Source organism: Vibrio crassostreae (assembly GCF_024347415.1).
Classification (GTDB): domain Bacteria; phylum Pseudomonadota; class Gammaproteobacteria; order Enterobacterales; family Vibrionaceae; genus Vibrio; species Vibrio crassostreae.
The window spans coordinates 2,433,866-2,448,773 of sequence record NZ_AP025476.1 but is presented as its reverse complement, the minus strand read 5'-3'; the positions used below and the strand labels follow the sequence as shown (position 1 = coordinate 2,448,773).

The following is a 14,908-nucleotide window of genomic DNA, read 5'->3' as shown; positions in this document are numbered from 1 at the left end:
TAAAGGCTGTTTTTTAATTAATCCCTATGTGTAACTCACTATTCATTAGGTTTTTATTAGAGATTTACACTGTTACCTTGAATGATTCGGAGAATTATCCGATTTTTTGCGACTTGTTTATGGCAAATTACTTCAATGGTTGATAGTGTGTGCCTCAATCTTTGTAAGGTTTTAGTTTTTTATGCTTAAATTTTGAGCTAAATAAATCTAAATCACTGCCGTTCAGTGAACCTAGCAAAGAAGTCATGGATGCAATACATAAAACTTGGAGTTTATTAAATGTACAAGAATAAAATCACTCAGGCCCTTCTTCTAGGTGCTGGTTTGGCAGTGGCTGCCTCTTCTACTCTTTCTATCGCTGCTGAAGTTCCAGCAGGTACAGAACTGGCAAAAGTTCAGGAACTTGTTCGTGGTAACGGTACTGAAGTTGCGACAATCGACCCACACAAATCTCAAGGTGTACCAGAATCTCACGTAATCCGTGATCTTCTTGAAGGTCTAGTGAACCAAGACGGCGAAGGTAATACTATCCCTGGTGTTGCTGAAAGCTGGGAAACGACAGACAACAAAACATTCACTTTCCACCTACGTAAAGACGCAAAATGGTCTAACGGCGATCCTGTAACAGCTCAAGATTTCGTATACAGCTGGAAACGTGCAGTCGATCCTGCGACGGCTTCTCCATACGCTTGGTACATGGAATATACTAAGATGGCGAATGCGAAGGACATCGTAGCGGGTAAGAAAGACAAGAGTGAGCTAGGCGTTAAAGCTGTAGATGCAAACACGCTTGTTGTTGAATTAGAAACAGCGGTACCATACTTCGTAATGATGATGGGCCACACAACAATGAAGCCAGTACACCAGGCGACTGTTGAAAAATACGGTGACCAGTGGACTAAGCCAGAGCACTTTGTTGGCAATGGTGCATTCTCTGTTGATAAATGGGTTGTTAACGAGCGTCTAGTACTTAAGCGTAACGACCAATACTGGAACAACGATAAGACGGTTCTAAATAAAGTAACCTTCCTACCAATCGAAAACCAAGTAGCGGAAATGAACCGCTTCCTATCTGGCGAAATCGATTTCACAAACGAACTTCCAACTGAGCACTTCAAGCGTCTTCAAAAAGAGTACGCGGAAGATGTATCTGTAGCGGGTAACCTATGTACTTACTACTACATCTTCAACACGAAGAAAGCACCATTTGATGATGTTCGTGTTCGTCAGGCAATCTCTTACGCGATCGACCGTGATATCGTAACAGGTGCTATCCTAGCGCAAGGTCAAAAACCTGCGTATTTCCTAACGCCTGAAATCACAGCTGGCTTCGATCCTGAGTTACCTGCTTACGGTAAGATGTCTCAGAAAGAGCGTAACGCAGAAGCGGAACGTCTTCTTGAAGAAGCGGGTTACGGTAAAGACAACCCACTTAAATTCAACCTACTTTACAACACTTCAGAGAACCACAAGAAGATTGCTGTAGCGCTAGGTTCTATGTGGAAGAAAACACTGGGTCTTTCTGTAACACTTGAGAACCAAGAGTGGAAAACGTACCTATCTTCTAAAGATTCTGGTGACTTCGAAGTAGCGCGTGCTGGTTGGTGTGGTGACTACAACGAAGCGTCTTCGTTCCTAACGCTAATGAAGAGTAACAACACTACCGGTGGTGTTCACTACGACAGCGCGGCTTACGATCAAATCATCGATAAAGCACTTAACTCAACTTCAGAAGAAGAGCGTAAAGCACTTTACCTAGAAGCTGAGGCGCTAATGGCAAAAGACATGCCAATCGCTCCTATCTACCAATACGTTAAATCTCGTCTACTTAACCCGCATGTTGGTGGTTTCCCAATCAACAACGCGGAAGATAAGATCTTCTCGAAAGACCTATACATCAAAGCTCAATAATAAGCTTCGATTCTAAAAAGTTAATATAACTATAACGATACAGACACTACATGCGCAGGGCGCGCATGTAGCGTCTTTCTAATTTTAATTGTCACAGACTGAAAGAGTGAGTTTATGCTTAAATTCATTATGAAAAGGATATTTGAAGCGATTCCAACCATGTTGGTGTTGATCACTATATCTTTCTTTCTCATGCGTTTCGCACCGGGTAACCCGTTTTCAAGCGAACGTCCATTACCGCCAGAAGTTATGGCTAACATCGAAGCTAAATACGGCTTAGATAAACCAGTATTTGAACAATACACCACGTATTTGACAAATATCTTACAAGGTGACTTCGGTCCCTCGTTTAAATACCAAGATTACACAGTAAATGAGCTGATCGCGGTTGCACTTCCAGTATCTGCGAAGGTAGGTTTCGTTGCCTTTATCTTCACATTATTGATGGGGGTCACCGTCGGGACGATTGCTGCCTTGAAGCACAATACCTGGGTCGACTACACCATAATGTCGACCGCCATGCTCGGGGTGGTGATGCCATCTTTCGTGTTGGCACCGGCGCTTATTTACCTTTTCTCCCTGCACTGGAATATATTCCCAGCAGGTGGTTGGCATGGCGGTACATTCATGTACATCGTGCTGCCTGTTATCGCGATGTCTCTTCTTTACGTAGCAACCTTTGCTCGTATTACTCGCGGTAGCATGATTGAAACGCTAAACAGTAACTTTATCCGAACTGCACGTGCAAAAGGCCTAAGCTACCGTTACATCATTCTAAAACATGCACTTAAGCCAGCAATGCTGCCTGTTGTTTCTTACATGGGCCCTGCGTTCGTAGGTATCATCACAGGTTCAGTTGTTGTTGAAACCATCTTCGGCCTACCAGGTATCGGTAAGCTGTTTGTTAACGCCGCGTTTAACCGTGACTACTCGCTAGTAATGGGTGTAACCATCTTGATTGGTTTCCTATTCATCTTGTTCAACGCAATCGTTGATATTTTGCTAGCGCTGATTGACCCGAAAATTCGCTACTAACAGGGACTGGTTATGTTGAAGAAAAAAGAAAATTTAGAAGCGATCGAAAAGTTCTCTGAGAGTTTAGAGATTGAAGGTCGTAGTTTGTGGCAGGATGCACGCATTCGTTTCATGCGTAACAAAGCTGCAATGGTCAGCCTGTTCATCCTTACGATTATGGTACTGGCGGTTATCTTCTTACCGATGCTAGCTCAGTACACTTATGATGATACTGACTGGTACGCAATGCACGTGGGTCCAAACGCGGATCACTGGTTTGGTACTGATAGTTTAGGCCGTGACTTGTACGTTCGTACGCTTATCGGTGGCCGTATCTCACTAATGGTTGGTGTGATGGGTGCCTTCGTAGCGGTACTTATTGGTACACTTTACGGTGCAGCTTCTGGCTTCATCGGTGGTCGTACTGACCGAGTGATGATGCGTATCCTAGAGATCTTGTACGCGGTTCCATTCATGTTCCTAGTTATCGTTCTAGTAACATTCTTTGGTCGTAACATCATCCTAATCTTCGTTGCTATTGGTGCGATTGCTTGGCTAGATATGGCGCGTATTGTACGTGGTCAAACGCTGAGCTTACGTAGTAAAGAGTTCATTGAAGCAGCACACGTATGTGGTGTGAGCAAATGGAAGATCATTACACGTCACATCGTACCAAACGTACTGGGTATCGTAGCGGTTTACTCTACGCTGCTTATTCCAAGCATGATCCTTACAGAATCATTCTTATCTTTCCTTGGTCTTGGTGTTCAAGAGCCTATGACAAGCTGGGGCGCATTGCTTCAAGAAGGTTCGCAAACAATGGAAGTTGCTATCTGGCAATTGACGTTCCCTGCGGCATTCATGGTAGTTACGCTGTTCTGCTTTAACTACGTAGGTGATGGTCTGCGCGACGCGCTTGATCCAAAAGACAGATAAAAAAATAGCAATTAAAAGCTATAAAAGATTAAGGAAGCAATAATGAGCTTATTAGATGTCAAAGATCTGCGCGTCGAATTTACCACGCAAGATGGTATCGTAACCGCAGTAAACGATCTGAACTTCTCACTCAACCAAGGCGAAACGCTGGGTATCGTGGGTGAGTCAGGTTCAGGTAAATCACAAACTGTATTCTCTATCATGGGTCTGCTGGCTAAGAACGGCATCATCTCGGGTAGCGCGAAGTTTGAAGGTAAAGAGATTCTTAACCTTCCAGAGAAAGAGCTGAACAAAGTTCGTGCTGAACAGATCGCGATGATCTTCCAAGATCCGATGACATCACTGAACCCTTACATGAAAGTAAGTGATCAGCTGATGGAAGTACTTATGCTGCACAAAGGCATGGGTAAAGCAGAGGCGTTTGAAGAATCAGTACGCATGCTTGAAGCGGTTAAAATCCCTGAAGCACGCAAGCGTATCACTATGTACCCACACGAATTTTCTGGCGGTATGCGTCAACGTGTGATGATCGCAATGGCACTATTGTGTCGTCCTAAACTGCTTATCGCTGATGAACCAACTACCGCTTTGGATGTAACTATTCAAGCGCAAATCATGGAGTTGCTGAACGAATTGAAAGATGAGTTCAACACGGCAATCATCATGATCACCCATGATTTGGGTGTGGTTGCAGGTTCATGTGACAAAGTACTTGTGATGTACGCTGGTCGTACAATGGAGTACGGCACGGTTGATGAAATCTTCTACGAGCCAAGCCACCCATACGCAGAAGGCCTACTGAAAGCGATTCCTCGTTTGGATACAGAAGGTGAAATTCTACCGACTATTCCAGGTAATCCACCAAACTTACTTCGCCTGCCAACAGGCTGTCCTTACCAAGACCGTTGTCACCGTGTAATGGACCGTTGTAAGCAAGAAGCACCTATTTTGACGCCATTTGGTAATGACCGTCAGCGTGCTTGTTTTTCTGACTGGGAGACTTGGACAAAATGAGTGTAGATAAGCAGTTATTATTAGATATTAAAGACCTGAAAGTTCACTTTAGCATCGCAGCTAAATCAGCGTGGCCTTGGGCAAAACCGTCAAACCTGAAAGCTGTTGATGGCGTTGATATTCACCTTTACGAAGGAGAAACGCTAGGTGTAGTAGGTGAGTCTGGTTGTGGTAAATCGACATTTGCTCGTGCAATCATTGGTTTGGTTGAAGCGACAGACGGCGAAGTTATGTGGTTAGGCCAAGACCTAACTAAAATGCAGGAAGTACAGCGTCGTGAAACTCGTAAAGAGATTCAGATGATCTTCCAAGACCCACTAGCATCGCTAAACCCGCGTATGTCTGTTGGTGATATTATTGCTGAACCTCTAGAGACTTTCTACCCAGAGCTTTCTAAACAGGAAGTGAAGGATCGAGTTAAAGAGATGATGGCAAAGGTTGGTTTACTACCAAACGTAATCAACCGTTACCCGCATGAGTTCTCAGGCGGTCAGTGTCAACGTATCGGTATCGCACGTGCTCTTATCTTAAAACCTAAGATGATCATCTGTGATGAACCAGTTTCGGCATTGGATGTATCTATCCAAGCTCAAGTAGTTAACCTTCTGAAGGAGCTACAAAAAGAGCTAGGTTTGTCTTTGGTATTCATCGCGCACGATTTGTCGGTTGTTAAACACATTTCTGACCGCGTGTTGGTGATGTACTTAGGCAACGCGGTAGAACTTGGCGAATCAGATGCATTGTTCTCTGATCCTAAGCACCCATACACCAAAGCGTTGATGTCTGCAGTTCCAATTCCAGACCCACGCTTAGAGCGCAGCAAAACCATTCAGATGTTGGAAGGTGATCTCCCATCGCCAATCAACCCGCCATCTGGTTGTGTGTTCCGTACTCGTTGCCCACAAGCAACAGAGGCATGTGCGCAAACTAAGCCAACGATTCAAGGCGATGACGTTCACGCAGTATCTTGCTTGCACGTACAAGTCTAGAGCCTATTTAAAACGGTTCAGCCTGTGACAGGCTTAAGCGCGACTAGTTATTAGAGTCGCGCTTTTTTTGTCTTAGGCTTATAGGTCCGCTCAACAAGTTTCATCAAAATATTCGAACAACTAAGCCAACTTCTTCTAGTTTTGAAAAAGTTGGCTTTTTTTATACTAGAGAAAAGTTAGCATCACAGGGGTTTGGATATGGGTAAGTTAGTTGAAGGTGTTTGGCACGATGTGTGGTACGACACCAAAGAAAGCGGTGGCAAGTTCGTTCGTGAAGATGCGGGCTTTCGCAACTGGGTTGAAAATAAAGCCGGTGCGCAATTTGAGCCAGAAAGTGGTCGTTACCACTTATACGTATCGTTAGCTTGTCCGTGGGCGCATCGCACGCTGATCTTCCGTGAACTGAAAGACCTAACCGATCATATTGATGTGACAGTAGTTTGCCCCGACATGATGAGTGAAGGTTGGCAAATGGGCTTGCCTGAGCCTCTGTTCGGTCACACTCGAATGCACCAAATCTACACCCAATCCAAACCGGACTATTCAGGTCGAGTCACGGTTCCTGTTTTATGGGATAAGAAAACCAATACCATTGTGAGTAACGAGTCGTCTGAAATCATCCGCATGTTCAACTCAGAGTTTAATGAGCTAACGGGCAACACTGATGATTACTACCCATGGGAATTGGCGAGCAAGATTGATGAATGGAACGACTACATCTATCCGAACATCAATAACGGCGTTTATCGTACCGGCTTTGCGACCACACAAGAGGCCTACGAAGAAGCGTATGACGCGTTATTTGAAGCGTTAGACAAAGTGGATGCCCATCTTAGCGAACACCGTTATCTGGCGGGTAACGAGATTACAGAAGCGGATTGGCGGTTGTTTACGACCTTGGTTAGATTCGATGCTGTGTATGTGGGTCACTTCAAGTGTAACAAGCAGCGAATTGCGGACTATGCAAATATCCAGGGTTACCTAAAAGAGTTGTATCAGATCGAAGGTATTAAAGAGACGACCGATTTTTACCATATCAAGCGTCACTATTACTATAGCCACACAGGTATTAATCCTACTCAAGTTGTACCCAAAGGACCGGAGTTAGACCTTGAATCAGCGCACGGTCGAGAAAAATTGGACTAATTTCCCGATGACCAAACCGCCGTAAATCAAAAAAAACATATCTGTCAGACATAAAAAACCCTAGATAAAAATCTAGGGTTTTTGCTTTCTACAAAAGAAAAATTAGTTAATTACTTTTTCTTCAGCTTGTGCAGCTTGGTCTGCTTGGATAGCTGTTAGAGCTACTGTGTAAACGATATCGTCTACTAGAGCGCCACGAGACAAGTCATTTACTGGCTTGCGCATACCTTGAAGCATTGGACCGATAGATACTAGATCTGCTGAACGCTGTACCGCTTTGTAAGTCGTGTTACCCGTGTTTAGGTCTGGGAATACGAATACTGTCGCTTTACCTGCAACTGGAGAGTTAGGCGCTTTAGAAGCGGCTACGTTTTCCATGATTGCTGCATCGTACTGTAGAGGACCGTCGATCACTAGATCAGGACGTTTCTCTTGAGCAAGTTTGGTTGCTTCACGTACTTTATCTACGTCTGCACCCTTACCAGATTCACCAGTAGAGTAAGAGATCATAGCAACACGTGGGTCGATACCGAATGCCGCAGCAGAATCTGCAGATTGGATAGCGATTTCAGCAAGCTGTTCAGCTGTTGGATCTGGGTTGATCGCACAGTCACCGTATACAAGAACTTGATCAGGCAGAAGCATGAAGAAGATTGAAGATACGATAGAAGCATCAGGAGCAGTCTTGATGATCTGGAACGGAGGAACGATAGTGTTCGCCGTTGTGTGAACAGCACCAGAAACTAGGCCGTCAACCTCACCAGCTTCAAGCATCATAGTACCTAGGAATACTGAATCTTCTAGCTTCTCACGAGCTACAACTTCAGTCATACCTTTAGCGCCACGAAGTTCTACTAGACGAGCTACGTAGTTTTCGCGAACTGATGCAGAATCGATGATTTCAACGCCAGCGCCAAGCTCAACACCTTGCTGTGCAGCAACACGACGAATTTCTTCTGGGTTACCTAGAAGTACACAAGTCGCGATACCGCGCTCAGCGCAGATAGCCGCAGCTTTAACTGTACGTGGCTCGTCACCTTCAGGAAGAACGATACGCTTAGCCGCTTTACGAGCAAATTCAGTTAGCTGGTAACGGAATGCTGGTGGACTTAGACGACGAATGCCTTGAGTACCTTCAGATAGAGAATCAATCCAAGGGCCATCGATGTGGCTTGCAACGTGATCGTTAACGAACTCGATACGCTCTTTATCGTCTGCAGGAACTTCTAGGTTGAAGCTCTGTAGGTTTAGAGACGTCTGCCAAGTGTTACCTTGAGCTTTGAAGATTGGTAGACCTGAAGCGAATGCCGGTGCACAAAGGTTAGCAATGCTTTCTGGAATGTCGTAACCGCCAGTAAGTAGGATTGCGCCAATCTCAACACCGTTTTTCGCAGCAAGAGCCGCAGCAACGATAACGTCAGGACGGTCTGCAGAAGTTACTAGCAGTGAACCTGGCTTAAAGTGCTCAATCATGTGCGGTAGAGAACGTGCACAGAAAGTGATGCTCTTAATACGACGAGTCGCGATTTCACCTTCGTTGATGATTTCAGCGTTAAGGTGCTTAGCCATATCAACCGCACGAGTTGCGATTAGGTCGATGCTCCATGGCACGCAGCCAAGAACACGGATAGGGCTAGAGTTGAAGATTTGCATTACTTCAAGGTTCGCTTGCTGAGCGCTGTCTGCATCATCAAAGATTTCAGATAGGTCAGGGCGAGTACGACCAGCTTCATCAACAGGAGCGTTAAGCTTGTTGATGATTACGCCTTTGATGTTCTTGTTCTTCGTACCGCCGAAGTTAGAACATGCTACTTCGATACGCTCTTTAAGTTGCGTAGGGTTGTCAGTACCAGGAGTCGCAACGAATACGATCTCCGCGCCAAGTGTTTTCGCGATTTCCGCGTTCACTTGGTTAGCAAATGGGTGCTTACGAGTAGGTACTAGACCTTCGATTAGCGTTACTTCTGCGTCTTTGTTGATCTTGTTGTATTGCTCAACAACAGACTCAAGAAGTTCGTCCATTTTTTCGCTACCGATCAAAGCTTCAGCTTTAGTCATTGCGATTGGCTCACCAATCTTAATGTCGCTGTTTGCGCTGATGATAGTAGACGTTAGATCTGGCTGGTTACCACCGCTGCGAGGCTGAGCGATTGGCTTGTAGAAAGAAACACTTACGCCCTTACGCTCCATAGCGCGAAGAACACCCATGCTAACACTAGTAAGACCAACACCAGCGCTTGTAGGGATAAGCATAATAGTACGTGACATTGACGAACACCTTTGACTATTGGAAATAAAAAAAGCTCAACTGCTATTCCCACCGATATTTAAATTGGGGTAGGAATAGAAGTTGAGCCCCATTTTCTTGATATGAAAAACTGACTAGCTTCGAGTGAAGCTAGTCAGGAAAATCAATTAAAGACCTGCTAGTTTCGCAGTGTCTTCAGCAATTACTAGCTCTTCGTTAGTAGAGATAACCATTGCAGGGATACGGCTGTTAGCTGTAGTGATAGTACCTTCGCCGCCGAAACGAGCTTTAAGGTTAGCTTCACCGTCAACTTCGATGCCGAAGATGCCTAGGCGGTTAAGAACCATTTCACGGATTGGGCCAGAGTTCTCGCCGATGCCGCCAGTGAAAGTGATTGCGTCTAGACGACCTTCTAGAGTTGCAGTGTAACCAGCAACGTACTTAGCTAGACGGTGACAGAACACGTCCATTGCACGAGTTGCTTCTTCTTTCTCACCGTAGTTGTCTTCAACGAAACGACAGTCAGAAGTCACCTCAGTTAGACCAGCAAGACCAGACTCTTTAGTTAGCATGTTGTTGATTTCTTCAACAGAGTAACCAAGAGCGTCGTGTAGGTGGAAGATGATCGCAGGATCTAGGTCACCACAACGAGTACCCATTACAAGACCTTCAAGAGGAGTAAGACCCATAGAAGTATCTACAGATTGACCGTTCTTGATAGCACATACAGAAGCGCCGTTACCTAGGTGACAGTTGATGATGTTAACTTCTTCAACTGGCTTGTTTAGTAGACCTGCAACTTCACGAGTGATGAATAGGTGAGAAGTACCGTGCATGCCGTAACGACGGATGCCGTGCTCTTTGTACAGGTTGTACGGTAGAGCGTATAGGTAAGACTCAGAAGGCATTGTTTGGTGGAACGCAGTGTCAAATACAGCAACGTTTTGTAGACCAGGGAAGTTCTGTTGAGCCGCTTCGATACCGATAAGGTGAGCTGGGTTGTGAAGAGGTGCGAAAGTCGCAGCGTCTTGAATACCCTTAAGTACTTCATCAGTGATAAGTGCAGAAGAAGTGAACTGCTCGCCGCCGTGTACGATACGGTGACCGATAGCGCCAAGGTTAGCTTTAAGCTCAGGCTTAGAAGCAAGAATAGTTTCTACCATGAAAGATAGTGCTTCTACGTGAGCTGCGCCCGCGCCTAGTTGTGCTTCATGCTTGCCATCAAGTTTCCACTTCATACGAGCTTCTGGAAGACCCAGACACTCAGCAAGACCAGTTAGGTGCTCAGCACCTGTTTCTGCATCAACCACAGCGAATTTAAGAGAAGAACTACCACAGTTTAAAACTAAAACTAGCTTAGACATTAATGACTACCTGTTAATTTTTCTGATCGAAATCAGTTAAGGATGAAAATTAATCTCAAGAATAGACGAAGCACGGTAGCTTGCGTACTAACCTTGGTCAAAAAAACGTTAATTTCCGTATAAAGTGAAAGCGCACTTTTTCAAAAAAAGAGGCTTGTGCATTCCTTGCAGAAGTCTTCTCAAAGTTGCTTAAATTGTAAATAAGGGCAACAATGAGATTGAGGTCTGCAAATAATAGCGATATTGTGCAAATATAACAAAAAAATTTGAAAGAATATTATTTTTCGTCAAATTTTTGTGTTTTTAGTTGATGGTTTCAACTTTTTTTTAATGGGAGACTCATATGAGCAATAGAGTTGGTTTAGCGAGCAGTTTAAAAGATGGCCAAAAGTACATGGATCTCTGGCCTGTTCGAAAAGAGTTAAACGCTATTTTCCCTGAGCAACGCATCATTAAAGCGACGCGCTTTGGTGTTAAGGTGATGCCCGCGATAGCTGCTATCAGCGTTCTTACGCAAATGGCCTTTAATAATTACCAAGCGATGCCACAAGCTGTGGTTATGGCTTTGTTTGCTATTAGTTTGCCGCTTCAAGGCATGTGGTGGTTAGGTAACCGCTCAAATACACAACTTCCGCCAGCGTTAGTATCCTGGTATCGCGAACTGCACGAGAAGATCACTGAAACGGGATTTGCGTTAGAGCCAATGAAGCCACGCCCTCGTTATAAGGAATTGGCGATCATTCTGAATCGTGCATTTCGTCAGTTAGACAAATCTTCAATGGAACGCTGGTTCTAAGAAAACCTCACTTCTCCCTATCTTCTGAGAACAGCTGTACATTGTGATGGCATGTTCTCAGATTAGTTCCTCTTGATCCTGTTGGTTCATCTTACTCTTTGTTGATCGTTTCAATTACCTCTTGTTATTCACTTCGTTTCTTACCTGCGGATTCAACCCAACTAGCCTTTTGACGCATAATTCGAGCTTTGTTGTGTTTTTGTTAAATATCACTTCAAGTCATCAAAGCTTACTGGTAATAATGTCAATAGTGAGTTTAATGTTGTGTTCTCTCTAGAGCGAGCAATAACAATGAGCGCTTGATGAAGGAAGTATTGATGGGTTTTGTAAGAAAAGTATTAACGACGGCGTTGAGTGGTTGTCTGTTGTTGTGGGCTAGTAGTGCGGTAGCAAATATTGCCAAGGTATCGGTGTCACAGGTCGTAGACCATCCAGATTTGAATGCGACACGTCTAGGGCTTCTTGAAGGATTAAGAGCTAAAGGTTATGAACCCGGTAAGAACTTAGAGTTTTCTTATGAAATGGCGGACGGAAATCCAGCGCAAGCCGCCAAAATTGCCAGAGAGCTTGTCAGTGAAAATCCTCATGTATTGGTTGGTATTGCAACACCGACTTCACAAGCCCTAGTTTCGGCGACTCGCTCTATTCCTATCGTGTTTACTGCGGTTACCGATCCTATCGGCGCTAGGCTAGTCAAACAACTGGAAAAGCCGGGGCGCAATGTTACGGGACTTTCTGATTTATCTCCGATCACTCAACATGTGTCATTAATCAAAGAACTGCTTCCTGAAGCTAATTCAATTGGTGTGGTGTACAACCCTGCAGAGGCAAATGCAGTTGCCTTGGTTGGGCTGTTAAAGAAAGCGACGCGAGACTTTGGTTTTACTCTTTACACAGAAAGAGCACTCACCATTGATGATGTGGAATCAAAAGCAGAATCAGTGGCAAAGAAATCGGATGTTATCTACGCCTTAACGGACAATACTGTTGCGAGCGGCATGGAAGGTCTTATCAACGCGGCTAACCAAACGGATACACCCGTCGTCGCAGGTGCGACATCTTATGTCGGAAAGGGCGCGATTGCAGGTTTAGGCTTAGATTACTATGACGTTGGTGTACAAACCGCAGACTATGTGGCTGCCATTCTGAACGGACAGAAGCCCGGGATGCTGAGTGTCAAAACTGCGCAGAGTTCTCAGCTGGTGGTGAATTTAGAAGCTGCTCGTGAGTTGGGTGTGACATTGCCTCAATCGGTGATCGACCGCGCGGTAGTCAGTCGTTAATAGGTCGACTTCAAACGCGATCTACGCTTGGTAACAGGCCTATTCATTTGATCATTTTGAGAGAAATCGTCTTACTGAAAATAAAGTGGGTCTACAAAACGTGATCTACTTTGACTGACGATATTTTTCTGATTGTCGCCAACAAAAAATTTCATATCTTAAGCAAATTAAACATTGCTCGAGAACCACTATGAAGCCATTTATCTTTCATGCGCAAACCTCCGATTACTTCCACGAAAAAGACGGCATTCTGACCGTTAAATTAATGACTGACCACAGTGATTGGAATAGAGTTCTGTTGAGGCATGAGCCGGATAACGAAGAGTATCTGCTTGATATGAGCAAAGTCGGTACTGAAGGTCGATTGACCGTGTGGCAAGTCTCATTTCCTGTTAATGCAGACAGAGATATTACTCATTATGTGTTCAAGTTAGTCGACTCAACAGGACAGCACTGGCTTGATGCTAGAGGTGTACATAGTCGCGTTCCAAGCCGTGAGTTTCATTTCAAGTTTAATGCCTATCACCGACCACCATCATGGGTGTCGGAGCAGGTCTTTTACCAAATCTTCCCAGAACGTTTTTGTAACGGTAATCCGAGTATCAGTGTTAAAGCCGGGGAATATCGCCTAAAAGAAAACACTTTAGATGTCGTTGTTAAAGAGTGGGGCGATTCTGTAGAAGGGCATAATGGAACCGGTGCTGCTGAGTTTTTTGGTGGCGATTTGGCGGGCATTCATAACAAGCTAGACTACTTACAAGATCTAGGTATTACCGCCTTGTACCTAAACCCGATCTTTCAATCACCGAGCAATCACAAATACGACACGACCGATTACTACAAAGTCGACCCACACTTTGGCACGAATGAAGAGTTCGCGACGCTCTCTAGCGACATTCATTCTCGTGACATGAAAATTGTCTTAGATGCCGTATTCAACCATACGTCAGTAGAGCACCCTTGGTTTGACAAGCTAAAAACCAACATTTCAAGTTCAAATCTGAACTCAGATAAAGGGGCTTATGGTCATTCTGATTCTCCTTATCATGACTACTATTTTTTCGAGCCAAGTGATTCGAAGAAATACGTAGGATGGAAAGGGATCTCATCGCTCCCTGTTTTAAATTTCTCTAACGAAGCGGTTCGAGATCATATCTACCAATCCGAAGAATCAGTGATCAAACATTGGCTGAAAGCGCCTTACCATATCGATGGTTGGCGTTTCGATGTGATCCATATGCTAGGGGAAGGCGAAGGCGCCTATAACAATGCGCATTATGTGAAGGCATTCCGTGATTCAGCTAAGGATGAGAACCCAGAGGCTTATATCTTGGGAGAGCATTTCTTTGAGGCCAGCCAATGGTTACAGGGAGAGCAAGAAGACGGGTCAATGAACTACTATGGTTTTGCTCATCCTGTGCGCGCGTTATTGGCGAAGCAAGATATCGCTTATGAGCCCATCAATATTGATATGTTCGCTTTCTCCGATTGGTTAGCAGAAGCAAGAGCTAAGGTGCCATGGCTTAATCAATTATCGCAACTGAATCAACTGGATAGCCACGATACGGCGCGGATGTTGACGCTTCTTAATGGCGATGAAGCGAAGCAAAAATTGGCTCTGACTTTGTTATTCACTTATGTTGGGACGCCCTGTTTGTATTATGGAACAGAGGTGGGTTTAGAAGGTGGTCAAGACCCGGATAATCGCAGATGTTTTCCCTGGGGAGCAGAGCAAATATCCCATTGGTTCTCATTCCATCAAGCGTTGATAAGTTTGCGAACAGAACGCAGAAGCTTACAAAGTGGTGCTTACTTAGAGTTGTATTGTGACGCTGAAACTTTAGTGTTTGCGCGTTGCCTGGGAGGGGAAAAGACCTTAGTTGTACTAAACTTGTCTAACAAAGAAAAGTCGCTAGTTTTACCTGTATGGATGCTTGGACAAGAGCAAGGTGAACTGGTCGCTTTGCTTGGTCAAATAGAACGTGTTTTGATCTGCAACGGTACCGCAAATATTGTTATTCCAGCGATGCAGTCGATGATTTTTGACGTCGGCAATAAACTGGATTAAATCACTCAAGACTAGCCCTGCTTAATCTGGGCTAGTTTTAAAGCTTTGAGTGAATGGGAAAGATCGATTCATATCAATTTACACTCTTTTACCTCGTGGGAAATGACAATTAATGTAATAATATTAATGGGGTAAATGA

Annotated in this window: 11 protein-coding genes; 9 read left to right on the top strand and 2 right to left on the bottom strand. The window is 44.5% G+C overall.

The genetic code is table 11. The features are described 5' to 3' along the window. Positions 1-279 precede the first annotated feature (279 nt). The 6 genes from OC193_RS10830 to OC193_RS10805 all read left to right on the top strand — a co-directional run bounded on the left by OC193_RS10830 (position 280) and on the right by OC193_RS10805 (position 7,010). Complete coding sequence (locus OC193_RS10830; protein WP_048659735.1) at positions 280-1,911, top strand: ABC transporter substrate-binding protein; 1,632 nt, start codon at positions 280-282, stop codon at positions 1,909-1,911. A gap of 114 nt (positions 1,912-2,025) precedes the next feature. Continuing rightward, positions 2,026-2,946, top strand: a complete 921-nt coding sequence (gene oppB / locus OC193_RS10825) for an oligopeptide ABC transporter permease OppB (RefSeq protein WP_017062174.1) — start codon at positions 2,026-2,028, stop codon at positions 2,944-2,946. Between the two features lie 12 nt (positions 2,947-2,958). After that, complete coding sequence (gene oppC / locus OC193_RS10820; RefSeq protein ID WP_048662067.1) at positions 2,959-3,861, top strand: oligopeptide ABC transporter permease OppC; 903 nt, start codon at positions 2,959-2,961, stop codon at positions 3,859-3,861. 42 nt (positions 3,862-3,903) lie between these two features. Next, positions 3,904-4,875, top strand: a complete 972-nt coding sequence (oppD, locus tag OC193_RS10815; RefSeq protein ID WP_048659733.1) for an ABC transporter ATP-binding protein — start codon at positions 3,904-3,906, stop codon at positions 4,873-4,875. Further along, positions 4,872-5,864, top strand: coding sequence for a murein tripeptide/oligopeptide ABC transporter ATP binding protein OppF (gene oppF, locus OC193_RS10810; protein ID WP_017632507.1), 993 nt, complete (start codon positions 4,872-4,874; stop codon positions 5,862-5,864). The genes oppD and oppF overlap by 4 nt, the downstream gene beginning before the upstream one ends. A gap of 198 nt (positions 5,865-6,062) precedes the next feature. After that, entirely contained in the window at positions 6,063-7,010 is a 948-nt protein-coding gene (locus tag OC193_RS10805; RefSeq protein ID WP_048662068.1) for a glutathione S-transferase family protein, read from the top strand. A 102-nt stretch (positions 7,011-7,112) separates the two neighbouring features. Here the strand turns inward: OC193_RS10805 and pta are convergent, their stop codons facing one another. Both pta and OC193_RS10795 read right to left on the bottom strand, forming a co-directional pair. Further along, entirely contained in the window at positions 7,113-9,278 is a 2,166-nt protein-coding gene (pta, locus tag OC193_RS10800) for a phosphate acetyltransferase (RefSeq protein WP_048659731.1), read from the bottom strand. Positions 9,279-9,425: 147 nt separating this feature from the next. Next, entirely contained in the window at positions 9,426-10,622 is a 1,197-nt protein-coding gene (locus OC193_RS10795; RefSeq protein ID WP_017107306.1) for an acetate kinase, read from the bottom strand. 343 nt (positions 10,623-10,965) lie between these two features. Between OC193_RS10795 and yfbV the strand changes: the two genes are divergently transcribed. The 3 genes from yfbV (at position 10,966) to malZ (ending at position 14,769) form a co-directional block, all read left to right on the top strand. After that, a complete protein-coding gene (gene yfbV / locus OC193_RS10790; protein WP_048662069.1) occupies positions 10,966-11,418 on the top strand; it encodes a terminus macrodomain insulation protein YfbV in 453 nt (150 codons plus the stop codon). A 317-nt stretch (positions 11,419-11,735) separates the two neighbouring features. Further along, on the top strand, positions 11,736-12,701 hold the full coding sequence (locus OC193_RS10785; RefSeq protein WP_048662070.1) for an ABC transporter substrate binding protein: 966 nt from the start codon (positions 11,736-11,738) through the stop codon (positions 12,699-12,701). Between the two features lie 190 nt (positions 12,702-12,891). Then, positions 12,892-14,769 carry a maltodextrin glucosidase gene (gene malZ / locus OC193_RS10780; protein WP_048662071.1) on the top strand — a complete coding sequence of 626 codons (1,878 nt, stop codon included), beginning with the start codon at positions 12,892-12,894 and terminating at the stop codon, positions 14,767-14,769. The last annotated feature ends 139 nt before the right edge of the window (positions 14,770-14,908 follow it).